Source organism: Streptomyces malaysiensis subsp. malaysiensis, from assembly GCF_040653035.1.
Taxonomy (GTDB): domain Bacteria; phylum Actinomycetota; class Actinomycetes; order Streptomycetales; family Streptomycetaceae; genus Streptomyces; species Streptomyces malaysiensis.
Window position 1 is genome coordinate 125,491 of sequence record NZ_JBEZNG010000015.1, and the last position, 26,837, is coordinate 152,327.

Below are 26,837 nucleotides of genomic sequence, written 5' to 3' on the forward strand. Positions count from 1 at the left end.
ATGAGTCGACGGCAGCGGCCGCACGGCGGCGTTCAGGGGCGGAAATGGCGCTCCAGACCCTGCCATACGTCGTCATAGCGCCCCTGGAGGTGGTCCGCCTCCAGCGCCTGCCGGGTGGCCGTGACCGGCCAGCGGGTCTCGAACATGAAGGCCAGCCCGTCGTCCAGCTTCTGCGGCGCCAGCTCGGCCGAGCTCGCCCGCAGATACGTCTCATGGTCCGGGCCGTGCGCGGACATCATGTTGTGCAGCGAGCCACCGCCCGGTACGAAGCCCCCCGCGCCGCCGGTCTTCGCGTCGTACGCGCCCTCGATCAGCCCCATGTACTCGCTCATCACATTGCGGTGGAAGTACGGCGGCCGGAAGGTGTCCTCCCCGACCAGCCAGCGCGGCGCGAAGACCACGAAGTCCACGCCCGCGAGCCCGGGGGTGTCGGAGGGCGAGGTGAGCACCGTGAAGATGGACGGGTCCGGATGGTCGTAGCTGATGGTGCCGAGCACATTGAAGCGGCGCAGGTCGTACACGTACGGCACATGGGTGCCGTGCCAGGCGACCACGTCCAGCGGCGAGTGGTCGTAGGTGGCGGCCCACAGATTGCCGCAGAACTTGTTGACCACCTTCACCGGGCGAGCCCCCTCCACGTCTTCGTACGCCGCGACCGGGGCGAGGAAGTCCCGGGGGTTCGCCAGCCCGTTGGCGCCGATCGGGCCGAGGTCGGGAAGGGTGAAGGGGCGGCCGTAGTTCTCGCACACATAGCCGCGCACCACGGGCTCAAGCGGCTCCACCCGGAACCGCACCCCGCGCGGGATCAGCGCCACATGCCCCGGCTCGGCGCGCAGCAGCCCGAACTCGGTGCGCAGCAGCAGCCCGCCCCGCTCGGGGACGATCAGCAGCTCACCGTCCGCGTCGCTGAACACCCGGTCGGTCATGGGCGCGTTGGCGGCGTAGAGGTGAATGGCCATGCCCGCGCGCTGGGTGGCGTCGCCGTTGCCGCCCAGCGTCCACAGCCCGGTGAGGAAGTCGGTGCCCTCCGGCGGCTCCGGCAGCGGATCCCAGCGCAGCCGGTTGGGGTCGGGCACGGCCTCGGTGAAGGGCGCGCCGCGCAGCGCGCCGCCCTCGATCCGGGTGAACGGCGGATGCGCGGCGGAGGGCCGGATGCGGTACAGCCACGAGCGGCGGTTGACGGCGCGCGGCTCGGTGAAGGCGGAGCCGCTCAGCTGCTCCGCGTAGAGCCCGAGTGGCGCGCGCTGGGGGGAGTTGCGGCCCACGGGCAGTGCGCCGGGCATGGCCTCGCTGCTGTGCTCATTGCCGAATCCGGAGGCGTAGACCAGCCCTTCGGCCGTCTTACGCGCCTGCTCGATTCCTGTCCCGTCGCCCATCGCGCGCTCCCACCGCTCCGCCGCCGCATCGCTTATTCCTTTGTTAGACGATAGGAATCGAAACCCGGGTGCGTCAATGATCGGGCAGGATGGTGGCGTGCCCATACCGCCCCTACGCCGCAATCCGGTCCAGCGCCGCAGCGCCGAGCGCCTCGGCCGGATCCTCGACGCCTGCGCCGAGCTGCTCGACGAGGTCAGCTACGAAGAGCTCAGCACCCGGGCCGTCGCCGAGCGCGCCGGTGTCCCCATCGGCTCGGTCTACCGGTTCTTCTCCAACAAGCGGGCGATGGCCGAGGCCCTGGCCCACCGCAATCTGGACGAGTACGCCGAGCGGATCACCCGGCGGCTGGCCACTTCGGGCGTCTCGGCCACCTCGGCCACCTCGGCCACCTCGGACGCCTCGGCCGCTTCGGACGCCGCAGGGGCCGGGGGCGGCGGCTGGCGGGAGGCGATGGACGTCGTCGTCGACGAGTACCTGGCGATGAAGCGCGGGGCGCCCGGCTTCGCGCTCATCGAGTTCGGGCATCCGGTCCCGGCGACCGAGCCGCCGGAGCAGCCCAACCATCTGGTGGCCGACCGGCTGCGGACACTGCTCGCCGACCGGCTCGGGGGTGGCCGGGACAAGGCGGCCGAGGAGCGGCTGCGGGTGGCCTTCCTGCTCGCGGTCGAGACGGCGGACGCGCTGCTGCGGCTGGCCTTCCGGATGGACCCGGAGGGCGATCCGGCGATCGTGGCGGAGACGAAGGAGCTGCTGCGCGCCTATCTGGCCCGGGTCCTGGACTGATTCACAAACCCCCGGGTGTCCCAGGGCCCCCGGTTCCTCAGGGTCTCCCGGGTCTCCCGGGTCTGCCGGTTGCCCGGGCCCGCCGGGCCCCCGGGTCTGCCAGTTCCCTGGGCCCGCCGGGCTCCCGGCCTGCCAAGTCTCCCGGCCCTTGGATCCCCCGGATTCTCCGGGTCTGCTGAGCCCGGATCCTCCCGACCCCGGGTCCCCGGGTCTCCCGGGTCCTTCGGGGTCCTGGTCCCTCGGGTCCACCGGATCCACCGGGATCCCTCCCCGACATGCCAACCAGTCGGTATGGTGAGCGGGTCCGGCGTGCATCGCCGCCTCGCCGCCGTCCCTGGGAGAGACCGATGAGCACTGCCCTGCGTATCTGCCCGCTCTGCGAGGCCACTTGCGGGCTGACCCTCACCATCGACGAGGGGAGGGTGACCGGGGCGCGCGGCGATCGCGAGGACGTCTTCAGCAACGGCTTCATCTGCCCCAAGGGCGCCGCGTTCGGGGAGCTCGACGCCGACCCCGACCGGCTGCGCCGCCCCCTCGTACGCCGCGCCGGGCGCCTGGAGGAGGCCAGTTGGGACGAGGCGTTCGCCGCCGTGGCGGAGGGGCTGGCCCCGCTGCTGCGCGAGCACGGACCGCAGTCCGTGGGGGTCGTGCTCGGCAACCCCAATGTGCACACCGTGGCCGGAGGGCTCTATCCGCCGCTGCTGCTGGGCGCGCTGCGCACCCGTAACGTCTTCAGCGCCAGCACCCTCGACCAGATGCCCAAGCATGTCTCCAGCGGGCTGCTGTACGGCGACGCCAACGCGCTTCCGGTGCCCGATCTGGACCGTACGGACCATCTGCTGATGCTCGGCGCCAACCCGCTGGACTCCAACGGCAGTCTGTGCACCGCCCCCGACTTCCCCGGACGGCTGCGGGCGCTGCGGCGGCGCGCTGGCCGGCTGGTGGTGGTCGACCCCCGGCGCACCCGTACGGCCGCGATGGCCGACCGCCATGTGGCGATCCGGCCCGGCACCGACGCGCTGCTGCTCTTCGCCATGGTGCAGGTGCTCTTCGCCGAGGACCTGGTGGCGCCCGGCCCGCTCGCCGAGCACATCAGCGGGGTGGAGGAGGTACGGCGGCTGGCCGCGGACTTCCCGCCGGAGGCGGTGGCCGGGGCGTGCGATGTGCCCGCCGAGGAGATCCGCACCCTGGCCCGTGAGCTGGCGGCCGCGTCCAAGGGCGTGGTGTACGGGCGGATCGGCTCCACCACCGTGGAGTTCGGCACCCTCACCAGCTGGCTGGTCGATGTGGTCAATGTGCTCATCGGCCAGCTGGACCGGCCGGGCGGCATGATGTTCCCGCTCTCCGCGACCGGGCGGCGGGAGCGCCCGGCACGGCCCGGCAAGGGGTTCGCGCTCGGCCGCTGGCACAGCAGGGTCAGCGGATACCCCGAGGCCAAGGGTGAACTGCCCACCGTCGCGCTCGCCGAGGAGATCGAGACCGAGGGCGAGGGGCGGATACGGGCGGTGCTGTCGATCGCGGCCAACCCCGTGCTCTCCGCACCGGACGGCGACCGCCTCGACCGGGCGCTGGCCGGGCTCGACTTCATGGTCAGCGTCGATCCGTACCTCAACGAGACCTCGCGCCACGCCCATGTGGTGCTGCCCCCGCCCCCGCCCAGCCGCAGCCCCCACTTCGACTACGCGTTCAACAGCCTGGCCGTGCGCAACCAGGTCCGCTACTCCCGCCCGGCGATCCCGCTGGAGGCGGACCGGATCAGCGAGAGCGCCATCCTGGCGCGGCTGGTGCTGTGCGCGAGCGGGCAGGGCGGCGCGGACCCGGAGGCGGTGGACGCGATGGTGATCCAGGGGACCCTCGGCAAGGAGGTGGCCGATCCGGCGTCCCCGGTGCACGGACGCGAGCCCGGTGCGCTGGCCGCACTGCTGACTGGGGTGGACGGCCCCGAGCGCCGGCTGGACATGATGCTGCGGCTGGGCCCGTACGGCGATGGATTCGGCGCCGACCCCGACGGGCTGAGCCTGGAGAAGCTGCTCGCCCATCCGCACGGCATCGACCTGGGGCCGCTGCGGCCGCGCGTCCCCGGGCTGCTGAAGACCCGCAGCGGCACGGTGGAGCTGTGCCCGGAGCCGCTGGCCGCCGATGTGGACCGGCTGCGCCGGTCGCTGGCCGACCGGCCTTCGGGGCTGCTCCTGGTCGGCCGCCGCCATCTGCGCTCCAACAACAGCTGGATGCACAACGTCCCGGCCCTGATGGGCGGCAGCAACCGCTGCACGCTCCAGGTGCACCCCGAGGACGCCACCCGGCTGGGCCTGGACGACGGCGGGCTGGCCCGGGTCAAGGGCGACGGCGGGGAGCTGGAGGTGCCGGTCGAGGTGACCGACGCGGTACGGGCCGGAGTGGTGAGCCTGCCGCACGGCTGGGGCCATACCCGCCCCGGCGTCCGGCTGTCGGTGGCCGGGGCCCGCCCCGGGGTCAATGTCAACCAGCTCTTCGACGGCTCACGGCTGGACCCGCTCTCCGGTACGGCGGTGCTCAATGGCCACCCGGTGCACGTCTCACCCTCACTACGGCACTGACCTGGGGTTTTGCGCTTATTGCTCACGCGTCAAGACCTTGTTAACGGAAAGTTGCGCCACCTAACGTCGCCTCGACCGCCAAATCTGGGGGAGTTCAAAGGCGAACGTGAGGTAGCCAACTATGCTGACCATCCTCGGCTTCGTCATGATCGCGACATTCCTTGTCCTGATCATGATGAAGAAGATGTCCCCGATGGGCGCCCTGGTGCTCATCCCCGCGCTGTTCTGTGTGCTTGTCGGGAAGGGGGCGCACCTCGGGGACTACGTCCTCAAGGGCGTCGGCGATCTGGCACCTACGGCCGCCATGCTGATGTTCGCGATCATCTACTTCGGGGTGATGATCGACGTCGGCCTCTTCGACCCGATCGTCCGACTCATCCTGCGGTTCTGCAAGGCGGATCCGATGCGGGTGGTGGTCGGCACCGCGATCCTCGCGGCGATCGTCTCGCTCGACGGCGACGGCTCCACCACCTTCATGATCACCGTGTCGGCCATGGTGCCGCTCTACCGGCGGCTCAAGATGAGCCTGGTGGTGATGACCGGTGTCGCGGCGATGGCCAACGGCGTGATGAACACGCTGCCCTGGGGCGGCCCGACCGCCCGCGCCGCCGCCGCGCTCAAGGTCGACGCGAGCGACATCTTCGTGCCCATGATCCCGGCCCTCGCGGTCGGCCTGCTCTTCGTGATCGCCCTCTCCTACGGCCTGGGTCTGCGCGAGCGCAGGCGCCTTGGCGTGCTGACGCTGGACGAGGTCACCGCGGACGAGCCGGAGCAGGTGCTGGTCGGCGCGGGCTCCGGCGGCAAGGGCGCCAACGGCCGTCAGGGCGGCAAGGCCGCGCTGACCGGCGGCGGCGCGGGTTCCGGCACCGACGCGGAGGCGGCGTCCACGAGCGCTGCGAAGGGCTCCGGCGCCCCGGACGCCTCGGACGACGACGAGTTCAAGGGGCTCGACCCCCACCGCGCCACCCTGCGCCCCAAGCTCTACTGGTTCAACGCGGCCCTGACCGTCGCGCTGCTCGCCCTGATGGTGACCGAGACCATGCCGATCCCGGTCCTCTTCCTGCTGGCCGCCGCCGTCGCGCTCACCGTCAACTTCCCGCATATGAACGACCAGAAGGCCCGTATCGCCGCACACGCCGAGAACGTGGTCAACGTCTCCGGAATGGTCTTCGCCGCGGCCGTCTTCACCGGCGTCCTCACCGGCACCGGCATGGTCGAGCACATGGCCCGCTGGCTGGTCGACGGCGTCCCCGAGGGCATGGGCCCGCACATGGCCGTCGTCACCGGTGTGCTGTCCCTGCCGCTCACCTACTTCATGTCCAACGACGGCTTCTACTTCGGCATCGTGCCGATCCTCGCCGAGGCCGGGGCCGCGCACGGGGTCTCCACGCTGGAGATCGCCCGCGCCTCGCTCGTCGGACAGGCCCTGCACATGTCGAGCCCGCTGGTCCCCGCCGTCTACGTCCTCGTCGGCATGGCGAAGGTCGAATTCGGCGACCACACCCGGTTCACCGTGAAATGGGCGGCGCTCACCTCCCTGGTGGTGCTCGCCGCGGGTCTCGCGTTCGGCATCATCTGACCCGTGAAGAGTTCAGAGCCCGGGAGGGGCTGGCTGCTGCGCCTGGTCATCGCCTTCTCGTTCACCCAGGGGGCGGTGAGCATGGCGCGGCCTGCCGTCTCCTACCGGGCGCTGGCGCTCGGTGCCGACGCCCGCGCCATCGGTGTCATCGCCGGTGTCTACGCCCTGTTGCCGCTGTTCGCCGCCGTCCCCCTGGGGCGGCGCACCGACCACGGGCGGTGCGCCCCGCTGCTGCCCATCGGGGTCGCCCTCATCGCCACCGGCTGCGCGCTCAGCGGGACGGCCGGATCGCTGCCCGCGATGGCCGCGTGGAGCGGGGTGATGGGCCTCGGCCATCTGTCGTTCGTCATCGGCGCCCAGTCCATCGTGGCCCGCCAGAGCGCCCCCGACGAACAGGACCGCAACTTCGGCCACTTCACCATCGGCGCCTCGCTCGGCCAGCTCATCGGGCCCATCGCGGCCGGTCTGGTGGTCTCCGAACACGATGGGGCGATGGGCCGCACCAGCGCCACCGCGCTGTTCGTCTCCGCCGCCCTCACCGCCTTCTCGCTCACCTCGCTCTGGCGCATCGAGCGCCGCCGGGCCGGGACGGCGGGGGCACCCGGCAAGGAGGCCCCCGCGCGGAAGGTGTCCGTACGGGGGATCCTGACCACCCGTGGGGTCGCCTCCGGCATGTTCATCAGCCTCGCCGTGCTCTCCGCCACCGACATCCTGACCGCCTATCTGCCGGTCGTCGGCGAACAGCGCGGGATCTCGCCCGCGGTCGTCGGTGTGCTGCTCAGCCTGCGCGCCGCCGCCACCGTGGCCTGCCGGCTCGCCATCACCCCGATGATCCGGCTGATGGGCCGCACCGTGCTGATGGCCGTCAGCTGTCTGGGCGCCGCGCTGCTGTGCGCGGGTATCGCCCTGCCGGTGCCCGCCTGGGCGCTCGGGGTGCTGCTGGCCGGTCTTGGCTTCTGCCTCGGCGTCGGACAGCCGCTGTCGATGACCACCGTCGTCCAGGCCGCCCCGGAGGGGGCGCGCAGCACGGCCCTCGCGCTGCGGCTGACCGGCAACCGGCTCGGCCAGGTGGCCGCGCCCGCCTCCGCCGGTGTGCTCGCGGGGCTCGCGGGCACCGCCGCGCCCTTCGTCATGCTGGGCGGACTGCTGCTGATATCGGCGGCCATAGCCGTCCGGCCGCTGCGCGGGCGCCCGCCCGCGGACCCCGGCGAAGGCCGTTCGGCACCGGAGAAACGGCGTACGGAGGAGTCCCCGGCCTCGCGGGGCACGGGGCGCCCGCCCGGATGAGCCGACGGTGAACCGGCGTCAGGGCCGCTCGCCGTCGACCATGCCCAGCCACGGCTCGAAGGCGTTCCCGAACGGCTCTGCGCGCCCATCGACCGCGTCCATCAGCCACCGCCCCGCCGCCTCGGCCTCCGCTATGACATCCGCCGGATAGCCGTAGCGCACCTGGTGCTCGGCGAACTCGTCCTGGTCCACCAGCAGGGTCGAGCCGTCCGTCCGCTTGCGGAGCACATCGAGGTCCAGGTCCACCATCGTGACCTCGTGGTCGGAGACCCACTGGGGAGGCGTGGCGATATCGCAGTAGACCTCGGTCTCCCGGGGCGCGGCGTTGAACACCGCGGTCCACCACACCTCGTGCGGGAAGAGGATCACATGCGCGCATTCGATTGGCACCGGCGGGCCGTACCCCTTGCGCATGACCGCCCCGGCAGGCAGCCCGAGCCAGACGCCGTGGCCGTCCTCGCCCAGCCTGCGCATCCGCAGATTCCAGTGCAGAGAGCCGTCGTACTTGCGGTAGTTGACGGATACGAGATCGGGCATGAGCCGATCCTAAGCGGTGGCCGCGGGGGCGCGCCGCCTACCATCGGTGCAATGGACACCCCCGTACCTCCGTCGAAGACCTCCAGGGAGGGGCCGCGGGACAGGCCGGTGCCGGATGCGGGGAGTGAGGACTTCCTCGTCCACCGTGAGCTGCTCTTCTCCATCGTCTACAACATGCTCGGCACGGTCGCCGACACCGAGGATGTGGTCCAGGAGACCTGGCTGTCCTGGGCGGCGGTCCAGGACAAGGAGATCGCCCACCCCCGGGCCTATCTGGTGCGGATCGCCGTCAACCACGCGCTCACCCAGATGCGGCGCGCCCGCCGGAGCCGGGAGAGCTATATCGGCCCCTGGCTGCCCGAACCCGTGCTGACCGAACCGGACACCCCCGACACCGCGATCCGCACCGAATCGGTGTCCCTGGCGATGCTGGTGGTCCTGGAGACCCTGACCCCCTTGCAGCGCGCGGTGTTCGTGCTGCGCGAGGCGTTCGCCTACGACCATGGGGAGATCGCCGCGATCCTGGGCCGCAGCCCGGCCGCCGTCCGTCAGCTCGCCCACCGCGCCAAGGAGCGCGTCGAGGCCCGGCGGCCGCGCTACGACCTGGACCGCGGGACCCAGCGGATCGTCACCGAGCGGTTCCTCGACGCGGCCATCGGCGGCGACCTCGACGCCCTGATGGACGTCCTGGCCCCGGAGGTGGTCATGTGGAGCGACGGCGGCGGCAAGCGCCGTGCCGCCCTCCGCGTGATCGAGGGCCGGGAGAAGGTGGCCCGTCTGGTGGCCGCCGTCAGCGCGCAACTGCCCACCTTCAGCGTGCGGCTGGTGCGGATCAACGGGGGCCCGGGGGCGGTCCTGTTCATCGGCGGGACGCTGTACGCGGCCGCGGTGTTCGACCCCGCGCCCGGTGGTGAGCGGGTGCGCGGCATCTACGGTCTGATCAACCCCGACAAGCTGGAGCGACTCGCCGCGGCCGTCCACCCTCCGGCTGAAAGACTGGCCCCATGACAGAGCTGAACGGGCAACCGGCGGGAATCCGCGAGCTGACGGCGCTGGCCATGATCAACTACGGCCACTTCACCACGATGCGGGTGGAGGACGGGCGGGTACGCGGGCTGAGCCTCCATCTGGACCGGCTGATACGGGACTGCGGGGTGCTGTTCGGCACCGCACCGGACCGGGACCGGATCCGCGAACTGGCCCGGCGCGCCGTCGCGGACACCACGGGACCGCTCACGGTCCGGGTGACCGTCTACGACCCCGACCTCGGGCTGGAGCGGCCCGGGGCCGAGGCCGAGCCGCGGATCCTGGTCACCACCCGGCCCGCCGCCGTCTCGTCACCACCACCGCTGAGCGTGCGCACCGCAGCCTACCGCCGCGATCTGCCGGAGGTCAAACACGTCGGGCTGTTCGGGCTGTTGCGGCTGCGCCGCCAGGCCCAGCTCGACGGCTACGACGATGTGCTGCTGACGGACGAGCGGGGTGCGGTGTCCGAGGGCGCGACCTGGAACGTGGGGTTCTACGACGGCCGGCGCCTGCTGTGGCCGGACGCCGTATGCCTGCCCGGCGTCACCCAGGAACTCCTCCGCCGCGGCCACGGCGGCCCGCAGCACACCGAACGGATCGACCGCGAGCGGCTCGGCGACCTGCGGGCGGCGTTCGCGCTCAACGCGGGGGTGGGCGTACGGCCGATCCGGTCGATCGACGGGGTGGAATTCGACCCGGAGCACCCCGTGCTGGACCTCCTGCGCAAGGAGTACACGGCGACGCCCGCCGAACCGCTGTAGGAGGGGCCCGCGTTACGGGGTGCCCGGGGGCTCTTCCCCCTCCCCGCCCCTTCCCGAATCTGGGGCCCCGCCCCAGCCCCCGCCCCGGGACCGTGCCGGCCCCTGGACCGGGGCCGTGCCAGTCCCCGCCTGGGGTCGCGTCAGCCCCTGGACCGGGGTTTGGCCCCAGACTCTGGGCCGGGGTTTCGCTGCGGGTTCTGGTCCGGGGCTCCGCCTCAGCCCCCGGGGCGGGGTTTCGCCCCAGACCGCGGGCTGGGGCTTTGCCCCTGCCCGCGGTATCGATATGCGGCTTCGCCGCGGGGTCCAGGGGCGGGGCCCCTGGTTACGGGAAGGGGCGGGGAGGGGAAAGAACCGACACCGCGTGGACGGCCCGTGCGAGGCGACCGCGTGAGGCAGCCGTAAAGGGCCGCCCGCGGGCGGCGGACCCGTGGGCCGCCATGCGCCGTGGGCCGGTCAGCCGGTCAGGGCTCGGTCGCCGTCGCGCTTCGGCGCCGGCGCCGCGGGCTCCTCCCGCAGGCCGTACCGATCGTGCAGCCGCCGCAGCGCGGCCGGGGCCCACCAGGTGGCCCGCCCGCCCAGCCGCATCGCGGCGGGCAGCACGGCCCCGCGGATCAGCGTCGCGTCCATCAGGACGGCCAGTGGCAGCCCGACCCCGTACGCCTTCACCAGCGAGATGCCGGAGACGGTGAACGCCAGGAAGACCACCGAGATCGCCACCGCGGCCGCCGTGACGATGCGCCCGGTGCGCTCCAGCCCCTGGGCGACCGCGGCGGTCGGCGAGCCGGTCAGCTCGTACTCCTCCCGCATCCGGGACAGCAGGAAGACCTGGTAGTCCATCGCGAGCCCGAAGGCGAGGCCGAAGAGCATCACCGGGATCGTCGCGGCGATGTTGCCGGTCGGGGTGAAGTCGCCGAACAGCCCGGCGAGATGGCCGTCCTGGAAGACCCACACCAGCGCCCCGAAGGTGGCCGTCAGGCTCAGCGCGCTGAGCACCAGCGCGAGGAACGGCAGCATGACGCTCCCGGTCACCAGGAACAGCAGCACCAGCATGGTCAGCAGCACGGTGCCCAGGGCGTACGGCAGCCACTTCTCCAGCGCCGCGGCGGCGTCGTGGTTGGTGGCCGCGGCTCCGCCGACCAGCGTCTCGAACGGTGCCTTCGTCGACCGGATCTCGCCGACCAGCCGGTCCGCGTCGTCCGCGTCGTCCGGGCTCGCCGACTCCGGCACCACCGAGAAGTAGACGGCGTCGCCCGAGGCGAAGCGCGCGTACCGCTGATCGGGCGGCGCGGCCTGCCGCCCCTCGGCGTAGGCGCCGGTGGCGGTGCGGACGGCGGCGACGTGCGGCAGCTCGGACAGCCGCTGTGCGTACGCGCCGACGGCCGCCCGGTCACCGCCCCCCTCGGGCGCCACGACCTGGAGCGCGTTCTGCTCACTGCTGTCGAACTCGGCGCGCACGGTGTCGGCGACCTGACGTGCCGACGAGGACGCGGGCATCACCCGCTCGTCCGGCATGCCGAGGTTGATGCCGAGGAACGGCGCGCCGAGCAGCAGCAGGAACGCGGTCACGATGGTCACGATCGGCACCGGGCGCCGCATCACGGTGGTGGCCAGCCGGTGCCAGAAGCCGCTCTCCACGCTCCGGCCCGCGGCCTCGGGGCCCGTGGCCTCGGGCCCCGTGGCGGCCGTCGCGGGCCGCCGCCTGCGGAACACCCGCCCCTTCTCGATCCGGTCGCCGAGCAGGGCCAGCAGGGCCGGCAGCACGATGAGCGAGGACGCGCCGGACAGCAGCGCCGTGAGCGCCCCCGCGTAGCCCATGGACCGCACCGCCTGGAGCGGGAACCAGGCCATGGCCAGGGACGAGACGGCGACGGTCAGCGCCGAGAAGGTCACGGTGCGCCCGGCGGAGGTCAGCGTCGCCCGGATGGCGTCCGGCGGGGTGAGCCCGGACCGCAGCTCCTCCCGGTAGCGGCTGACCATCAGCAGGCTGTAGTCGATGGCCAGGCCCAGGCCCAGCAGGGTCACCACGCTCGCCGCGAGCGATCCGACGGTGGTGACGCTCGCCAGGATCCATGTCAGACCCATCGTCAGCATCATGGCCACCAGGGCCACGGCCAGCGGCAGCGCCGCGGCCACCGCGCTGCCGAAGATGAACACCAGCGCGACCAGGGTGATCGGGATGGCGACCGTCTCACCGGTGGTGGCGTCCTTCTGGCCCTGCTCCAGCAGCTCCCGCTGGAACTTCGTATAGCCGCCGAACTTCACCTCCAGCCCGTCCCGCGAGCCCTCGTAACGGTCCGCCAGCGCGGCCACCCGCTTCTGCGAGGCGGTGTCGTCCCCGGTGACCGTGCCCATGATCAGGGCCTTGTGGCCGCTCTTGCCGCGCAGCTGCGGGGCCTTCCCGGTGGTCCAGTAGGAGCTGACGTTGGCCACTCCGGGCTCCCGGCCCAGCTTCCGGGTGAGCTCGGTGCCCGCCGCCGTCACCGACGGATCGTCGACCCCGCCCTTCGACGTCACCAGCAGGGTGAGATTGGGCAGCCCCTGCCCGAACCGGTCGTCCAGCGCGGTGATCGCCCGCGAGGACTCCGACTTCGGATCGTCGAAACCGCCGGCCGTCAGCTTGTCGAACAACGTCGTACTCGCCACACCGCCGACCACGGCGAGCAGCAGGCCGACGACCAAGACCGCCAGGCGCTTCCGCACGACGAAACCGGCCAGTCTGTCCAGCATTCCCTCTTCCTTCCTCCAGCGCACGGCGTATGGAAACCCGTATCGGCATCCCAAGACGCCGAGCCCCGCCCGGATGTGACATCCCCGGCCGACATCGCTCCACGAACGGCCGTCAGAACCGGCCCCGGGGCCCCCGAACCGCCCGGTCCACCAGTGGCCCTGCCGCCCCCGGATAGTTCGCCGGGTCCAGCAGGGCGGCCAGCTCCCGCGGCGTATAACGGCCCTCGAGCTCGGGGGCGGCGGCCAGCACCTCGCCCAGCGTCCGCCCGCCGCGCGCCGCCTCCGCCGAGGCCCTGCTCATCAGCTCCTTGGCGGGCCCCTTGCCCAGCACCGGGGTCAGGGCCGCGGCCAGGCGCTCGGAGACGATCAGCCCGCCGGTCAGCCCCAGATTGGCGCGCATCCGGTCGGGGAAGACGGCCAGCCCCTCGACCAGTTCGACGGCCGTATGCGCCGCCCCGCCCGTCAGCCGCAGACATTCGCGCAGCGGAAGCCACTCGGCGTGCCAGGCCCCGGCCGGCCGCTCGTCCTCCGCGAGCATGCACCCCATGACGGCGCCGGCCAGCGGCGGCACCTGGAGCGCGGCGGAGCGCACCAGCGTGGCCAGGGCGGGGTTGCGCTTGTGCGGCATCGCCGAGGACACCCCACGGCCCTCGGCGGCGGGCTCGGCGACCTCGGCCGTCTCGGTGCGCGACAGCAGCTGCACATCCACCGCGACCTTGCCCAGCGCCCCGGTGGTCAGGGCCAGTTGGGCGGCCAGCCCCGCGACCGGCGTACGGGCGGTGTGCCAGGGCAGGGCGGGCTCGTTCAGCCCGACCTGCGCGGCGAACTCCGCCGTCAGCCGCTCCGCGAACTCCCCCGGCCCCGGCGCCCCGGGCCGCGTCCCCCGGTCCATCAGGGCGTACTCGGTGTAGCCCGCCAGCGTGCCCGCCGCGCCGCCGAGCTGTACCGGCAGTTCGTGGTCGCGGATCCGGGCCAGCCGGACCGCCGCCTCCTCCACCCCGCTCAGCCAGCCAGCCGCCTTCAGCCCGAAGGTGGTGGGCACGGCGTGCAGGGCGAGCGTACGGCCGGGCATCAGCGTGTCCCGGTGGGCCACGGCCAGTTCGCGCAAGGCCACCGCGATCCGCTCCAGGTCCGCCACCAGGGGCGCGAGCGTTCTGCGCGCCACCAGCATGGCGGCGGTGTCCATGATGTCCTGGCTGGTCGAGCCCCGGTGCACATACTCCGCGGCGGCCGGGTCCTTCGCGGCCACCAGCGCGGTGAACGCCCGGACCAGCGCCACCACCGGATTGGCCGCGCCCCGGGCCAGCCGGGCGATCTCCACCACGTCCAGGTGCTCGGCACGGGCGAGCGCGGTGATGGCGCGGGCCGCGTCCCCGGGCACCAGGCCCAGCCGCGACTGCGCCCGCACCAGGCCGGCCTCCGCGTCCAGCATCGCCTGTAGCCAGGCGTCGTCCGACGTGGTGGCCTCGGCGGGGGTGCCCGCCCGGGTGGGGCTCAGCAGGCCCGCGTCGGCATGGCGCGGGGCGCCGTCGGTCGCGTCGCTCACGGCGTCGGTCATGGAACGGAAACCTCGATCGTCTCGGGGCCGGTGGGGCCAGTGGGGCCAGTAGGGCCGTTGGGGTCGGTGGGCGAGCCGTCGCGCAGCGCCAGCACGGCACGCGAGATGGCATCGGCATCGGAAAGGATCACAGAGCCGACCCCCGGCCGGACGCCCGCGGCCGTGGCCCAGTGGACGGATTCGGTGGGTACGCCGAAGGCGAACCGCCGTGGATGCGGCCGCCCCGCGGCGTTCAGCAGGTGGTAGGGGCTGGGCCCCACGGCGAGCCCGCCGGTCTCGTGCCCGCCTGTCCCGCGACCGCCCGCCTCGTGACCGCCGGTCTCATGGCCGCCTGTCTCGGGGTCACCCGTCTCGTGACCGCCCCGCCCGTCCCGGGCGCCGCCGACCACGTACGGGACGCACTGACCGTCCGCCAGCAGCCCCGACAGCAGCGGATCGGCGCTGGAGCGCACATCGGTGCCCGGCAGCCGGGCATCGATCAGCGTGGTCACCGGCCGCCGCGAGCCGGGCACGGCACGGGACTCCAGGACGAAGGCGCCCTCCTCGGCGTCGGCGTAGGCCACGGTGCGCGGGCCCAGCACGGTCAGCACACCGGCCTCGATGAGCGCGACCGCCTCCTCGATCCGCCGGGCCGGAGGGCCGATCGATACGAAGGCGTTCAGCGGGGTGTACCAGGCGTCCAGGTCCTCGCGGTGCGAACGGGCCGTCAGCCCGCCGTGGTCCACCACCAGCCGTATCTCGTTGCGCAGATCGCGCAGCACATCCAGGGCCGCCTTCAGCGGGCCGTGCACATTGCCCGCGCGCGCCGCCTCCAGATCCGCCCGCAGATACTCCAGCAGCCAGGACCGGAACGCGGCGGGGGAGCGGAGGCCGTGGGCGGGACAGGGCCGGGCGATCCGGTCCCAGTTCCAGCGCTGTCGGGGCGGGATGCCGCTCTCGGTCAGCAGCCGGTCCTCCTCCGCGCCGCCCCGGGGCGCCGACGGATAGGCGGCGCGCAGCCGGTGCGCGGCCGCCTCGCGCCCCCGGGAGGTGAGCAGCGCCGTGTAGTAGACCGTCTCCACCTCCTTGGAGATCAGCGGCCACAGCTCGGAGCGGAAGTCCAGACCGCCCCGCTCACGGGCGCGCCGCCGTAGCCCGCTGATCACCTCCGGGGTCAGCACCAGCGGGTGGTGACGGCCGTGCGGGCCCTTCTGGTTCTCGCCCCGCGAGTGGAACGGCACGCCCCGGCGCGAACCCGCGAGCAGCCGCGGCTCCCGGCCCGAGGGCCGGTAGACCAGACGCCCCGCTCGCCGTTCGAACCGCCCGCCCCGGCCCTCGGTGAGCAGGGCCAGATAGTCGAAGAAGTTCAGCCCGAGCCCCAGCAGGCCCACGGCCTCCCCGGGCCGGACGCCGGACAGATCCACCTCGGCCGGACCGGCGGGCGGGACATAGCGCAGACCCCGCGCCTCGGCGAAGGCCGCATGGGCCGCCTCCCGCGGTGAGCGCCGCTGCGGCACATGACCCTGGGCCAGCACCACGGCGTGCAGCCCCTCGAGCCGGGTGCCGTCCTCCAGGACGACGGTCTGCGCCCCGCCCGCCGTACGCTCCTCGAGCCCCACCGCCCGCGAGCGGTGGGAGACCGTGCGGACGGAGGCCGGGGCGGTGCCGGTCACCCGCCGGTGGACCCACTCCAGATAGTGCCCGTGGAAGGCGCGGGTGGGGTACGAGTCGGGGGTCAGGCGCCGTGCCTCCGCGAGGACCTCTTCGTCGTACCCGACCTCGTCGAGACCGCCGGTGAGGCTCACGAACCGGGCCCACTCGTACAGACTGGGCCCGGGGAGGACCGGCCCGGCCATCTCCACGGTCTCGTCCGTGAACATGGTGACCTGTCCGGCCACGGTGTTCATGAGCAGATGGCGGGACTGGCCGGAGCGCCAGACCCGCCCCGCCCCCGGCGGATACGGGTCCACCACATGGATGGTGACCGAGGTCGTGGGCGCCGCCTCCGCGGCGTTCGCGCACAGCCGCTCCAGGACCGACAGCCCCCGGGGCCCGGCACCGATGAGACAGACGTCCAGACGTTGTGTGGTCATGGTCATTCTCCGTGGACGAAGGGGCCCGGGACGTGGCTCAGCCCGAGGCCGCGCTGCGGACGGCCGCCTCCTCGTGCTCCCGCTCCCCGTGGCGCGGGGCGCTCCCGGTGGCGAGGCCGCCCGGGGCGTCGGGGATCTCGGCCGGGCCCCGGTTCCAGGCCCACGGCGAGCGGCCCTCCTCGCGGACCTTTCGGTACAGCAGCACGCAGTAGGTCGCGTCGATGGTCCACACGGTCAGGAAGAGGAAGATGAACAGGTGGTGGCCCGGGTACATCACCAGCACCGTCCACCCCGCGAAGAACGAGCCGATGCCCTTGGCGAGCGCCACGTACATCGACTGCCCGAGCGAGGAGCCGCGGCGGTTGAGCATGAAGATGAAGGACAGGCTCAGGAACACATTCAGTCCGGTGCCGGTGTAGATACCGGTGGCGTCCTTGAGCTCATAGGTCGTCATGATGTGGAAGACCGCGGACCATGCGATGACGCCGAAGACCATCCACCGGAAGGTCCGCCGGCTCATACCGGGATAGTCCTTCCAGCCGTAGGCCAGCGTCTGCCGGAGGATGAAGCAGTCGACCAGGAACCAGCTCAGATTGATCGGGCGCTGCACATCGGCCTGGTCCAGGATCAGGGAGAGGGTGAACTCCCAGGCGAGGTTGACCTCGACCACGAAGACGGGAATCCCCACCCGCTTGTCCAGTTTGGCGCGGTAGATGGCGAGTCCGTACGCCACCAGCCAGCCCGATGCGCAGGGGCCCATCAGGATCCAGAAGAGCCAACTCGGCCGGTCCGCCTCCGGCAGGGTCACCGGAGCGATGTTCGGCAGATCGATGAGAGCGGGCGGGAACCACACGGCTAATTACCCCTCGTTCACGGTGGATGCGTTCGTCTCGATGCGTGGTGCGGCGGTACGGCGGTGCGGCGGTGCGGCGGTGCGGTGCGGATCAGGTCCACTGCCCGGTGCCGTAGGTGTCGCTGGAGCCCAGCAGCTGTTCGCGCAGCTCCCCCCGGCGCACCTTCCAGGTGGCGGTGCGCGGCATCTCGTCCCAGGGGACGAGCCGCGGCTTGTCCATCTCGGGCAGGCCCCGGCAGGCCCGGTCCCACTCCTGCGGGTCCAGGGCGTCGTCGCGCATGCACAGCACCGGGATCGGCAGCTGCCCGGGGACCCCCAGCACGATCACCTCGGAGGCCCGGTCCAGCCGGTCGAGCAGAGTGGACTCCAGCTCGATGCAGCTCATCCCGGGGATCATGTCGACCTCGCGGTCGATCAGCCGGATGCGGCCGTAGCCCGCGTACTCGCCCAGATCGCCGGTGTTCCACCAGCGGCCCTGGTCCTTGGCGCGGTGCCGGTCGTCCTCGCCCAGATAGGTCAGACACCGCGACTTGGTCCTGACCATCAGCAGCCCCGGCTTCCCCCGGGACCGTTTGCGGCCGGTCTCCGGGTCCACGACCTTGACCCGGACCAGGGGCGGGAACCCGACGTTGGTGGCGTCATGCGCCCGGGGCCTGCCGGGGCGGACCATGGCGCGGGTGGCCACCCCGGCGGCGATGCCCGCGATCTCCGACTGCCCCACGCCCCAGGCCCACAGCGGGAGCCGGACCCGGGAGGCGCCGAGGAACTTGCGGACGGTCCTGGGGTGCACCGCGTCGAAGGTGCTGATGAAGCGCCGTACGCCCGCGAAGAGTTCGGGCCGGGTGTCGGCCAGCTCCTCCCAGTACTGGAAGACGTTCGGACACGCCTCCAGCGAGGTGGGAGGGTGCGCGGCCAGCATGCGCGCCACATTGTCCAGCCCCGGCTCGGAGAGGATCACCATCTTCTTCGGCCCGCGGAACAGCGTGCCGTTGGTCCAGGACAGATTGCGGTTGTGGGCGAAGGAGATCCCGCTGGCCACCACGTCCCCCGGACGGGAGGTCATCAGCGGCAGCCGGTAGGACTCGATGCGGAACGGCACCGCCGCGAGCGTGGTGGCGGGCGAGTGCACCACCAGCTTCGGCACACCCGTGGTGCCCGAGGTGTGGGTGACCAGCATGGGTTCGTGCACACCGCGGAACCGCACCGGCGGCCGGGCGCCGCCGCGCACATCGTCGATGCGCAGCGTGCCGTCCGGCACCCCCGGGCGGTCCCCGCCGACGGCCACCAGGGTCATCCCCGGGTCGTCCAGCGCGATACCGGCGGCGGTCATCCGCTCCAGCACCGTGGTGCCCATCACCAGCACCTTCGGCGAGACCCTGGTGAGCAGGGTGCGGATATGCGCCTCCGACCTGATGGGCGCGATCATCACCGGCAGCGCGCCGAGCCGGGCGGCGGCCGAGGCGAGCAGGATGAAGTCGTAGTGATTCTCCTTGACGATGGCGAGCCGGTCGCCGTGGCGCAGCCCCGCCCCGTGGAGCCAGCCCGCGGCGTCCTCCACCGTGGCCGCGAGGGCGGGCACATCGAAGCGGGTACCGGAGTCCGGGGCGATGTCGAAGGGCCGGTCCAGATGCATGACCGTCGGCCTGCCCTGTTCGGCGGCCCAGTGGAACAACCGGCCGACGTTGACGGGCCGTTGAGTACGCGCCGCCATGGTCATCTCCTTGGATAGGGGTGCGTAGGGTTGGGGGCTGAAATCAGCCCCTCCGGCGTTTGAGGAGCGGGGTCTGGGGCGGAGCCCCAGTTGCGGGAAGGGGCGGGGAGGGGAACAGCCCGCCGCAGGCGCCAGGATCCGCCGGACATCCCCTAGGACAGGACATACAGCGCGGGCCCAAGCAGACCCAGGAAGCCCAGGTCATACGCGTACAGCCCCAGCTTGCGGGCGCTGAGCCAGCGCCCCCGCAGCGGGCCCTCGCGCAGCTGGGCCGTGTGCAGGACGGTGGCGGGCAGCAGGGTCAGCAGGGTCCACCACGGCCAGGGCGTGGCCAGGCCGAGGAGGCAGATCAGCGTGGCCGACACCAGGACGAGGAGGACCATGACGGTCTTGTAGACCCGCGGCCCGGTCGACGCGGCCAGCGTCCGGCGGCCCACCGAGCGGTCCCCGTCGGCGTCGTTGACGTTGGAGTAGCTGCTCACCATCACCAGCCAGAGCCCCAGCAGCAGACCCGCCAGCACCGCGGGGGAGGACCAGTGCCGCTCCACCGCCAGATAGGGGGCCAGCAGCCCGGCCGTGGTGGCCAGGCACAGCAGGGTCTCGGCACCGCCCCGGTGGTAGCTCAGCCGCAGCCCCGCCGAGTACTGCACGCTGAAGAAGAACCCGACCCCGTACAGGAGGTAGGCCGCGGCCGGGGCCCGCCAGTCCAGCGCCCAGAACGCCCCGATCCCCGCGAGCACCGCCACCGAGGCCGCGCAGACGATGAACCGCACCGCCTCGCGCTCGGTGACCGCCCCGCTGAGCAGCGGCTTGCCGCGGATATCGCGCTTGGTCTCCCCGGACTTGTAGTTGCGCGCGTCGCTGCCGTTGCGGAAGCCGACCAGGTCGTCGGTGGCGCAGGTGCAGGTGACGATGCCCATGGAGCCGAGCAGGAACAGCAGCATCGCGGCGGTGGTCCCCGGGCGCTCGCGCGCCTGCGGGCTCAGGGTGAGCCATGCCATGCCCCACCCGAAGTAGTTCTGATAGACGAAGATCTTCGACAGCCGGAACAGACCGCGTGCCACGTCCCCGCCGCCGCGGGGGCGCGCCGTGGTCCGGCTCTCGCCGGTCAGTGAGGTGGTCATGGCCGCCCTCCCCGGGCCGGCGTCCGCTCCCGCGCCAGGCCCACGTAGTTCTCGGCGAAGGTCCGCGCGGCGGGGGAGTTCACCACGGCCTCGAGCCGGGCGTCCTGGAGCCGACCGTCGAACACCCGGCCCTCCGGGGGCCGGTGCAGCAGCCCCGACATCCAGTCGGAGAACTCCAGGGCCTGCCACACCCCGGGCAGACAGTCCGCCGTATAGCCGTCCAGCGCGGCGCGGTCGCCGTGGGCGTAGAACTCCCGGAAGGCCGCGGCCAGCACCTTGACGTCCGCCACGGCGAGGTTGAGCCCCTTGGCCGCGGTCGGCGGCACGATATGCGCGGCGTCACCGGCCAGGAACAGCCGTCCGTGACTCATCGGCTCGGTGACGAAGCCCCGGAGCGCCACACAGCTCTTCTCCAGGATCGGCCCCTCGGTCAGTTCGGGCGCGCCGTCGATGTCCAGACGGGTGTGCAGCTCCTTCCAGATCCGCTCATCGGGCCAGTTCTCCACCCGCTCACCGGCCTCCACCTGGAGATAGAGCCGGCTCACCGCGGGCGAGCGCATGCTGTACAGCGCGAAGCCCCGGCTGTGCACCGCGTAGATCAGCTCCTCGGCGGCGGGCGGGGCCTGGGCCAGCACCCCCAGCCAGGCGTAGGGGTAGGCGCGCTCGTAGGTGGACAGCGCACCGGGCGGTACGGACCGGCGGGAGACGCCGTGGAATCCGTCGCAGCCCGCGACGAAGTCACAGGCGATCTCCACCGGTTCGCCCGCCACCGTGCACCGCACCGTCGGCGTATCCGTCTCCAGGCCCCGCAGTTCGACATCGGGGACGTCGAACCACAGCCGCGCCCCGGCCTCCGTCCTGGCCCGGATCAGGTCCTTCACCAGCTCCTGCTGGCCGTACATATGCACGGTGCGGCCGGTCAGTTCGGTGAAGGGCATCCGGTGGGCGCGCGAGCCGAACCGGAAGACGAAGCCCTCATGGACCAGCCCCTCGCGGTCCAGCCGGTCCGCGAGACCGGCCTCGCGCAGGAAGTCCACGGTGCCGCCCTCCAGCAGCCCCGCCCGCACCCGACGCTCCACGTGCTCCCGGCTCCGCCGCTCCAGAACGATCGAATCCACCCCGTACCGCTGGAGCAGATGGGAGAGCAGCAGCCCGCCGGGGCCCGCCCCGACGATCGCGACCCGTGTCCTCAGACGCTTCACGGCCGCCCCCTCACAGCACGCTGACGGTGGGGGACCCGGCGGCGTCCGGCGGGCCCGCTTCCTCGGCCAGCCGCATGGCCTCCTCGATCAGGGTCTCCACGATCTTGCTCTCGGGGACGGTCTTGATGACCTTCCCCTTGACGAAGATCTGGCCCTTGCCATTGCCGGAGGCGACCCCGAGATCGGCCTCCCGCGCCTCGCCGGGGCCGTTGACCACACACCCCATCACCGCGACCCGCAGCGGCACTTCCATGCCCTCGAGACCCGCGGTGACCTGGTCGGCCAGCTTGTAGACATCCACCTGGGCACGGCCGCAGGAGGGGCAGGAGACGATCTCCAGCTTGCGCGGCCGCAGATTGAGCGACTGGAGGATCTGCGTGCCGACCTTCACCTCCTCCATCGGAGGCGCCGAGAGCGACACCCGGATGGTGTCGCCGATGCCCTGCCGCAGCAGCGCGCCGAAGGCCACCGCGGACTTGACGGTGCCCTGGAACGCGGGGCCCGCCTCGGTCACCCCCAGATGCAGCGGATAGTCGCAGGACTCGGCGAGCAGCTCGTAGGCGCGCACCATGACCACCGGGTCGTTGTGCTTCACCGAGATCTTCAGATCGTGGAAGTCGTGCTCGGCGAAGAGCTCCGCCTCCCACAGCGCCGACTCCACCAGCGCCTCGGGGGTGGCCTTGCCGTGCTTGGCCATCAGCCGCGCGTCCAGCGAACCGGCGTTCACCCCGATACGGATCGGGGTGCCGTGGTCCTTCGCGGCGCGGGCGATCTCCTTGACCTTGTCGTCGAACTTCTTGATGTTCCCCGGATTCACCCGCACCGCCGCGCACCCCGCCTCGATGGCGGCGAACACGTACTTGGGCTGGAAGTGGATATCGGCGATCACCGGGATCTTGGACTTGCGGGCGATCTGCGGCAGGGCGTCGGCGTCGTCCTGGCTGGGGCAGGCCACCCGGACGATGTCACAGCCGGTGGCGGTCAGCTCGGCGATCTGCTGGAGGGTGGCGTTGACATCGGCGGTGACGGTGGTCGTCATGGACTGCACGGAGACGGGGAAGTCGCTGCCGACCCCCACCGCGCCGACGCGGAGCTGACGGGTGACGCGGCGCTTGCCGAGCACCGGTGGCGGCGCGGCGGGCAGGCCGAGATCGACGGTCATCGGGATTCCTCCTCTACGCGCCGGACGCCCGGCGCACGGTCGGCCGCGATCCGTAACCGGATGGAGCGGGCCAGGTCTTCGGGGCTCAGGCCGCATTCGGCGAGGATGTCGGCGCGTTTGCCGTGGTCCAGGAAGCGCTGCGGAATGCCGAAACCGGACACCGGGGTCGGCACACCCGCGTCGCGCAACTCCTGGGCGAGCAGCGAGCCGTAGCCCCCGACGCGCAGGCCGTCCTCGACGGTCACCACGAGCCGGTACTGCTCCGCCAGCTTGATCAGGGACGGGCTGACCGGTTTGATCCAGGCGGGGTCCACCACGGTGACCCCCAGGCCCTCCTCGGTGAGCCGGCGCGCCGCCGCACAGGCCGTCGCGGCCATCGCGCCCACGGACACCAGCAGGACGTCGTCGCCGGGGGAGCGGTGGAGCACATCGATGCCGTCGTGCTGGTCGACGGCGGGGATGTCGGGGCCCACCGGTCCCTTGGGGAACCGGATGGCGCTGGGTCCTTCGCTGATCGCCACCGCCTCGCGCAGCGCGCCGCGCAGCGACGCCCCGTCACGGGGCGCCGCGACCCGCAGGCCCGGCACGATCCCGAGCACCGGCAGGTCCCACATGCCGTTGTGGGAGGCCCCGTCGTCGCCGGTGACCCCGGCCCGGTCCAGGACGAACACCACGGGGCAGGAGTGCATCGCCACATCCATCAGCAGCTGGTCGAAACCGCGGTTGAGGAAGGTGGAGTACACCGCCACCACCGGCACCGCCCCGGCCATGGCGAGCCCCGCGGCCGAGGTGACCGCGTGCTGCTCGGCGATGCCGACGTCGAAGACCCGGTCGGGGAACTCCTCGGCGTACGCCGCGAGCCCGGTGGGCTGGAGCATCGCCGCCGTCACCGCCACCACCTCGGGGCGCTCCCGGCCGATCTCGACCAGCTCCGCGCCGAAGACCGAGGTCCAGGACGGGCCCGGGGAGCCCAGCGGTTCGCCGGTGGCCGGGTCGCTGACGCCGACCGCGTGGTGGTGGTCGCGCTCGTCGTCCTCCGCGCGCCGGTAGCCGTGGCCCTTACGGGTCAGACAGTGCACCACGACCGGCCCGCCGAACCCGGCGGCCTGCCGCAGCGCGGCCTCCACCGCCGCGATGTCATGTCCGTCGACCGGCCCGAGGTACTTCAGGCCCAGATCGGCGAAGAGCCCCTGCGGGGCGAGCATGTCCTTCAGCCCGGCCTTGACCGCGTGCAGCGCCTCGTAGAGCTTCGGGGTCTGCCGCAGCTGGTGCTTGGACCACTCCAGGAACCGCTCGTAGTCGGGTGAGGTGCGCAGGCCCGCCAGATAGGTGGCGAGGCCGCCCGTGGTCGGCGCGTAGGAGCGGCCGTTGTCGTTCACCACGATGACGACGGGGCGGTCGGGGGCGCCGGAGATGTTGTTCAGCGCCTCCCAGGCCATACCGCCGGTCAGCGCCCCGTCCCCGATGACGGCCACCACCGCGCGGTCGGTCTCGCCCCGCAGCCGGAACCCCTTGGCGAGGCCGTCGGCGTAGGACAGGACGGTGGAGGCGTGGCTGTTCTCGATGGTGTCGTGCTCGGACTCCGCCCGGCTGGGGTAGCCGGACAGGCCGCCCTTCTGCCGGAGCCGGTCGAAACCCTCCCGGCGGCCGGTGAGGATCTTGTGTACGTACGCCTGGTGTCCGGTGTCCCACAGGATGCGGTCCCGGGGGGAGTCGAACACGCGGTGCAGGGCGATGGTGAGTTCGACGGTGCCCAGGTTGGGCCCCAGGTGTCCGCCGGTCCGCAGCACCTTGTCGATGAGGAAGTGCCTGATCTCGCCCGCGAGTTCGGCCAGTTGACCGGCGTTCAGATGCTTGATGTCGGCGGGACCCTCGATGGTCTCCAGCAGTGTCATCCGGGCTCTCTCCCTCCGCGCCGGTGCCGCCACCGGGTGCGGTCGCTGTCGGTGCTCATCGATGGCCATCAGGGCCCTCAGGCGTTCCGGTAGGCGACCTCATGGGCCATGGCGGCCAGTTCCTCCCGCCACTCCGGCTCCAGCGGAGCGGCGCCGATGGCGCGGCAGGCCCGCTCGACGAGCCCGTCGATGTGCTTCTCGACGTCGTCCCGCACACCCGTCTCGACCAGCAGCTCCCGCAGGTGGTCGGCGCCCCGCAGCCGGGCGGGCACCAGCTCCCGGATATGCGCGTTGCGCTGGATGGCCAGGGCCATCAGCAGCGTCATCTTGTGCTGCTCGAAGTCCTGGCCACTGGGCTTGCCGGTGACCTCGGAGTCCCCGAAGGCGTCCAGGAGGTCGTCGCGCAGCTGGAACGCCTCACCGAGCGCGGCCCCGTACTCCTCGAAGGCCGGTGCCGCGTCGGGACGGCCGGCCACCGCGGCGCCCAGGACCAGCGGGCGGTGGATGGTGTAGCGGCCGGACTTGGCGATGGCGATCCACCGCGAGGTCTCCGGGTCCGGCTCGAACTCCACGGACGCCGCGACGTCCATGTACTGGCCGATGATCAGCTCCGAGCGCAGCAGATGCCACTCGGCGGCGACCGCGGGCTCCACCTCGGCCATGATCTCGTCGGAGTAGACCAGGGCCAGATCGCCCGCGAGGATCGCGACGTTCTCCCCGTAGCGCTCCGCCGCGCCCCGCCATCCGCGCTCGCGGTGCAGCGCGGCCTGGCCGGTGTGCACGGTCGGCGCGCCGCGGCGCACCGGGGACTCGTCCATCACATCGTCGTGGATCAGCGCACAGGCGTGGAGCAGCTCCAGCGCGGCGGCGACGGGAACGACGCGCTGGTCCTGCGGATCGCCGCCGGAGGCCAGATAGCCGCTCAGGCAGAACGTCGGGCGCATGCGCTTGCCGCCCGCGTTGACCAGGTCGGCGATGCCGTCGATGGGCACGCTCCAGCGCGGGTCCAGCGCATGCCACCGCTCGTACTCCTTGGACAGGAAGGCGTGCAGCCGCTCCTCGACCCGGGGCAGCAGGCTCATCAGCGTCCGGCGGGCGGAGGTGGCCGGGGCCGAGGCGGGGCGGGGGGTCGCCATCACATGGGCAGTCACTTCGTCCTCCTAGGGGTGCCGGCCGGGGTGTCGGATGGGACCGTCGACCAGGCGTCGTCGAGCCGTTCCCGGTCGTCGGACCGGACGCCGTCGGTGAGCGACAAGGGCATGGCGAAGACCACGTCCTCGACGGCCGTGGATTCGATGTCGACCTGGTCATGACCTAACTCGGCCAGCCGGTCGAGGAGTTGGTGGACCAGGGCGTCCGGGACGCTGGCGCCGGAGCTGACGCCGACGGTGGTCACGCCCGCCAGCCAGCCGGCGTCCAGCCGGGAGACGTCCGGGATCAGCTGGGCGGGGGTGCCGGCCTCGCGGGCGACATCGACCATCCGCTGGGAGTTGCTGGAGTTCTCCGAGCCGACCACCAGCACCAGATCGGCCTGCCGGGCGAGGGATTTGATGCCGGTCTGCCGGTTCTGGCTGGCGTAGCAGATGGTGTCGGTCCCGGGGCCGACGATGTCGTCGAACCGCTCGGTGAGGGCGCGGACGATGTCGGCGGTCTCGTCCACCGACAGGGTGGTCTGGGTCAGATAGGCCACCGGGGTGTCCCGGGACAGCTCCAGCCGTTCGACGTCCTCGACGGTTTCGACGACCAGGGTCCGCCGTGGGGCCTCGCCCCGGGTCCCTTCCGTTTCCTCATGTTCCACATGTCCCACCAGCAGCAGTACCCGGCCGTCCCGGACCACCCGGCGCGCCTGCTGGTGCACCTTGGCCACCAGTGGGCAGGTGGCGTCGATGACCTGGAGATTTCTATGGGCCGCCGCGGTGCGGACCGCGGGCGCGACACCGTGTGCGGAAAAGAGGCACACGGCCCCTTCGGGAACGTCGAATTCCGATTCCACAAAGCGTGCGCCCTGGCGCTCGAGGAGGCCGACGACGTAGTGGTTGTGGACGATCTGTTTTCGAACATAAATAGGCGGGCCGTATACCTCCAGCGCCCGCTCCACCATGGCAATGGCCCGGCGGACACCCGCGCAGAAACCGCGTGGTTCGGCGAGGATGACGCGTTTGCGGGGCGCTCTGGTATCGGGGTGGGAGGTCTGCGTGCTCAAGTGCATGACGTATTGCTCCAACGCCGGCATGCGGCTCGGATGTGAATGGACGCGTCGCTGTGCGGCCGTGTCCCGGCGGGCGGGCACGGCTTTGTCCTGGCGTTTGCCGATGGCCGTCGACGAATTGGCTACTTACGAGTCAGTAATTGCTCGGAAGTGCCTGAAAAGCCCATCTGAACTGGGAAGATGCCGAGAAAGCCACTGCCAGGAGGCAGGGAGTTATGGACGATCTCCGGCGGCCGGCGCGCGGAGACGAATCGATCGAAGAGACATTCACTTACCCCCGTAAGTCTCATTTGACATCCGCGCCGTCCGATGCGGTGCCCCCGTCGGATATGCGCAGGTTCGAAAACACTATAGAAGGCGAGGCCGAGTGCAAGTCTTGCGCATGTGACCTTCGTCAC

General features: G+C 72.1%; 19 protein-coding genes. 6 read left to right on the forward strand and 13 right to left on the reverse strand.

Annotated elements, in window-relative coordinates:
* Nucleotides 1-32: 32 nt before the first annotated feature.
* A complete protein-coding gene (hmgA, locus tag AB0E24_RS27265) occupies nucleotides 33-1,376 on the reverse strand; it encodes a homogentisate 1,2-dioxygenase (RefSeq protein ID WP_359380821.1) in 1,344 nt (447 codons plus the stop codon).
* Between the two features lie 76 nt (nucleotides 1,377-1,452).
* Between hmgA and AB0E24_RS27270 the strand changes: the two genes are divergently transcribed.
* The 4 genes from AB0E24_RS27270 (at nucleotide 1,453) to AB0E24_RS27285 (ending at nucleotide 7,602) form a co-directional block, all read left to right on the forward strand.
* Nucleotides 1,453-2,160 (forward strand): TetR/AcrR family transcriptional regulator, encoded by a 708-nt coding sequence (locus AB0E24_RS27270; protein WP_359380824.1) that lies wholly within the window; start codon nucleotides 1,453-1,455, stop codon nucleotides 2,158-2,160.
* Nucleotides 2,161-2,507: 347 nt separating this feature from the next.
* Nucleotides 2,508-4,736, forward strand: coding sequence for a molybdopterin oxidoreductase family protein (locus AB0E24_RS27275; RefSeq protein ID WP_359380827.1), 2,229 nt, complete (start codon nucleotides 2,508-2,510; stop codon nucleotides 4,734-4,736).
* 121 nt (nucleotides 4,737-4,857) lie between these two features.
* The gene (locus AB0E24_RS27280) at nucleotides 4,858-6,315 is read left to right on the forward strand and encodes a CitMHS family transporter (RefSeq protein WP_359380830.1); all 1,458 of its coding nucleotides are present in this window, start codon (nucleotides 4,858-4,860) and stop codon (nucleotides 6,313-6,315) included.
* A 3-nt stretch (nucleotides 6,316-6,318) separates the two neighbouring features.
* Nucleotides 6,319-7,602 (forward strand): MFS transporter, encoded by a 1,284-nt coding sequence (locus AB0E24_RS27285; RefSeq protein WP_093705879.1) that lies wholly within the window; start codon nucleotides 6,319-6,321, stop codon nucleotides 7,600-7,602.
* A gap of 18 nt (nucleotides 7,603-7,620) precedes the next feature.
* Here AB0E24_RS27285 and AB0E24_RS27290 read toward each other — a convergent pair whose 3' ends face one another.
* On the reverse strand, nucleotides 7,621-8,139 hold the full coding sequence (locus tag AB0E24_RS27290; RefSeq protein WP_093705877.1) for a DUF402 domain-containing protein: 519 nt from the start codon (nucleotides 8,137-8,139) through the stop codon (nucleotides 7,621-7,623).
* A 51-nt stretch (nucleotides 8,140-8,190) separates the two neighbouring features.
* On the opposite strand from AB0E24_RS27290, the gene sigJ reads away from it, so the two are divergent.
* Together sigJ and AB0E24_RS27300 are read left to right on the forward strand one after the other, a co-directional pair.
* Nucleotides 8,191-9,147 (forward strand): RNA polymerase sigma factor SigJ, encoded by a 957-nt coding sequence (gene sigJ, locus AB0E24_RS27295; protein ID WP_079153396.1) that lies wholly within the window; start codon nucleotides 8,191-8,193, stop codon nucleotides 9,145-9,147.
* On the forward strand, nucleotides 9,144-9,926 hold the full coding sequence (locus AB0E24_RS27300) for an aminotransferase class IV family protein (protein WP_102934154.1): 783 nt from the start codon (nucleotides 9,144-9,146) through the stop codon (nucleotides 9,924-9,926). Before sigJ ends, AB0E24_RS27300 begins: the two co-directional genes overlap by 4 nt.
* Nucleotides 9,927-10,379: 453 nt before the next feature.
* Here AB0E24_RS27300 and AB0E24_RS27305 read toward each other — a convergent pair whose 3' ends face one another.
* The 11 genes from AB0E24_RS27305 to ispH form a co-directional block, all read right to left on the reverse strand.
* Nucleotides 10,380-12,653, reverse strand: coding sequence for an MMPL family transporter (locus tag AB0E24_RS27305; RefSeq protein WP_359380835.1), 2,274 nt, complete (start codon nucleotides 12,651-12,653; stop codon nucleotides 10,380-10,382).
* A gap of 112 nt (nucleotides 12,654-12,765) precedes the next feature.
* Entirely contained in the window at nucleotides 12,766-14,211 is a 1,446-nt protein-coding gene (locus AB0E24_RS27310) for a nitrosuccinate lyase (RefSeq protein WP_251773941.1), read from the reverse strand.
* A complete protein-coding gene (locus tag AB0E24_RS27315) occupies nucleotides 14,208-16,283 on the reverse strand; it encodes an FAD/NAD(P)-binding protein (RefSeq protein ID WP_359380838.1) in 2,076 nt (691 codons plus the stop codon). The genes AB0E24_RS27310 and AB0E24_RS27315 overlap by 4 nt, the downstream gene beginning before the upstream one ends.
* 37 nt (nucleotides 16,284-16,320) lie before the next feature.
* A complete protein-coding gene (locus AB0E24_RS27320) occupies nucleotides 16,321-17,091 on the reverse strand; it encodes a transmembrane-type terpene cyclase (RefSeq protein ID WP_359380841.1) in 771 nt (256 codons plus the stop codon).
* Between the two features lie 136 nt (nucleotides 17,092-17,227).
* Nucleotides 17,228-18,847 (reverse strand): class I adenylate-forming enzyme family protein, encoded by a 1,620-nt coding sequence (locus tag AB0E24_RS27325; protein ID WP_359380843.1) that lies wholly within the window; start codon nucleotides 18,845-18,847, stop codon nucleotides 17,228-17,230.
* Between the two features lie 152 nt (nucleotides 18,848-18,999).
* Complete coding sequence (locus AB0E24_RS27330; RefSeq protein ID WP_069868936.1) at nucleotides 19,000-19,971, reverse strand: UbiA family prenyltransferase; 972 nt, start codon at nucleotides 19,969-19,971, stop codon at nucleotides 19,000-19,002.
* The gene (locus tag AB0E24_RS27335) at nucleotides 19,968-21,173 is read right to left on the reverse strand and encodes a 4-hydroxybenzoate 3-monooxygenase (protein ID WP_069868937.1); all 1,206 of its coding nucleotides are present in this window, start codon (nucleotides 21,171-21,173) and stop codon (nucleotides 19,968-19,970) included. Before AB0E24_RS27335 ends, AB0E24_RS27330 begins: the two co-directional genes overlap by 4 nt.
* Before the next feature lie 10 nt (nucleotides 21,174-21,183).
* Entirely contained in the window at nucleotides 21,184-22,335 is a 1,152-nt protein-coding gene (ispG, locus tag AB0E24_RS27340; protein WP_079257075.1) for a flavodoxin-dependent (E)-4-hydroxy-3-methylbut-2-enyl-diphosphate synthase, read from the reverse strand.
* On the reverse strand, nucleotides 22,332-24,230 hold the full coding sequence (dxs, locus tag AB0E24_RS27345; protein WP_359380846.1) for a 1-deoxy-D-xylulose-5-phosphate synthase: 1,899 nt from the start codon (nucleotides 24,228-24,230) through the stop codon (nucleotides 22,332-22,334). Before dxs ends, ispG begins: the two co-directional genes overlap by 4 nt.
* A gap of 77 nt (nucleotides 24,231-24,307) precedes the next feature.
* A complete protein-coding gene (locus tag AB0E24_RS27350; RefSeq protein WP_232564402.1) occupies nucleotides 24,308-25,381 on the reverse strand; it encodes a polyprenyl synthetase family protein in 1,074 nt (357 codons plus the stop codon).
* On the reverse strand, nucleotides 25,378-26,439 hold the full coding sequence (gene ispH, locus AB0E24_RS27355) for a 4-hydroxy-3-methylbut-2-enyl diphosphate reductase (protein WP_351374935.1): 1,062 nt from the start codon (nucleotides 26,437-26,439) through the stop codon (nucleotides 25,378-25,380). Before ispH ends, AB0E24_RS27350 begins: the two co-directional genes overlap by 4 nt.
* Nucleotides 26,440-26,837: the final 398 nt, after the last annotated feature.

What these genes read in the sequence shown, in the direction of transcription:
- dxs (WP_359380846.1), bottom strand. Translation starts at nt 24,230, where the DNA reads ATGACACTGCTGGAGACCATCGAGGGTCCCGCCGACATCAAGCATCTG.
- AB0E24_RS27310 (WP_251773941.1), bottom strand. Translation starts at nt 14,211, where the DNA reads ATGACCGACGCCGTGAGCGACGCGACCGACGGCGCCCCGCGCCATGCC.
- AB0E24_RS27315 (WP_359380838.1), bottom strand. Translation starts at nt 16,283, where the DNA reads ATGACCACACAACGTCTGGACGTCTGTCTCATCGGTGCCGGGCCCCGG.
- AB0E24_RS27275 (WP_359380827.1), top strand. Translation starts at nt 2,508, where the DNA reads ATGAGCACTGCCCTGCGTATCTGCCCGCTCTGCGAGGCCACTTGCGGG.
- AB0E24_RS27300 (WP_102934154.1), top strand. Translation starts at nt 9,144, where the DNA reads ATGACAGAGCTGAACGGGCAACCGGCGGGAATCCGCGAGCTGACGGCG.
- AB0E24_RS27305 (WP_359380835.1), bottom strand. Translation starts at nt 12,653, where the DNA reads ATGCTGGACAGACTGGCCGGTTTCGTCGTGCGGAAGCGCCTGGCGGTC.
- AB0E24_RS27330 (WP_069868936.1), bottom strand. Translation starts at nt 19,971, where the DNA reads ATGACCACCTCACTGACCGGCGAGAGCCGGACCACGGCGCGCCCCCGC.
- ispG (WP_079257075.1), bottom strand. Translation starts at nt 22,335, where the DNA reads ATGACCGTCGATCTCGGCCTGCCCGCCGCGCCGCCACCGGTGCTCGGC.
- AB0E24_RS27280 (WP_359380830.1), top strand. Translation starts at nt 4,858, where the DNA reads ATGCTGACCATCCTCGGCTTCGTCATGATCGCGACATTCCTTGTCCTG.
- ispH (WP_351374935.1), bottom strand. Translation starts at nt 26,439, where the DNA reads ATGCACTTGAGCACGCAGACCTCCCACCCCGATACCAGAGCGCCCCGC.
- AB0E24_RS27290 (WP_093705877.1), bottom strand. Translation starts at nt 8,139, where the DNA reads ATGCCCGATCTCGTATCCGTCAACTACCGCAAGTACGACGGCTCTCTG.
- sigJ (WP_079153396.1), top strand. Translation starts at nt 8,191, where the DNA reads ATGGACACCCCCGTACCTCCGTCGAAGACCTCCAGGGAGGGGCCGCGG.
- AB0E24_RS27270 (WP_359380824.1), top strand. Translation starts at nt 1,453, where the DNA reads ATGATCGGGCAGGATGGTGGCGTGCCCATACCGCCCCTACGCCGCAAT.
- hmgA (WP_359380821.1), bottom strand. Translation starts at nt 1,376, where the DNA reads ATGGGCGACGGGACAGGAATCGAGCAGGCGCGTAAGACGGCCGAAGGG.
- AB0E24_RS27325 (WP_359380843.1), bottom strand. Translation starts at nt 18,847, where the DNA reads ATGGCGGCGCGTACTCAACGGCCCGTCAACGTCGGCCGGTTGTTCCAC.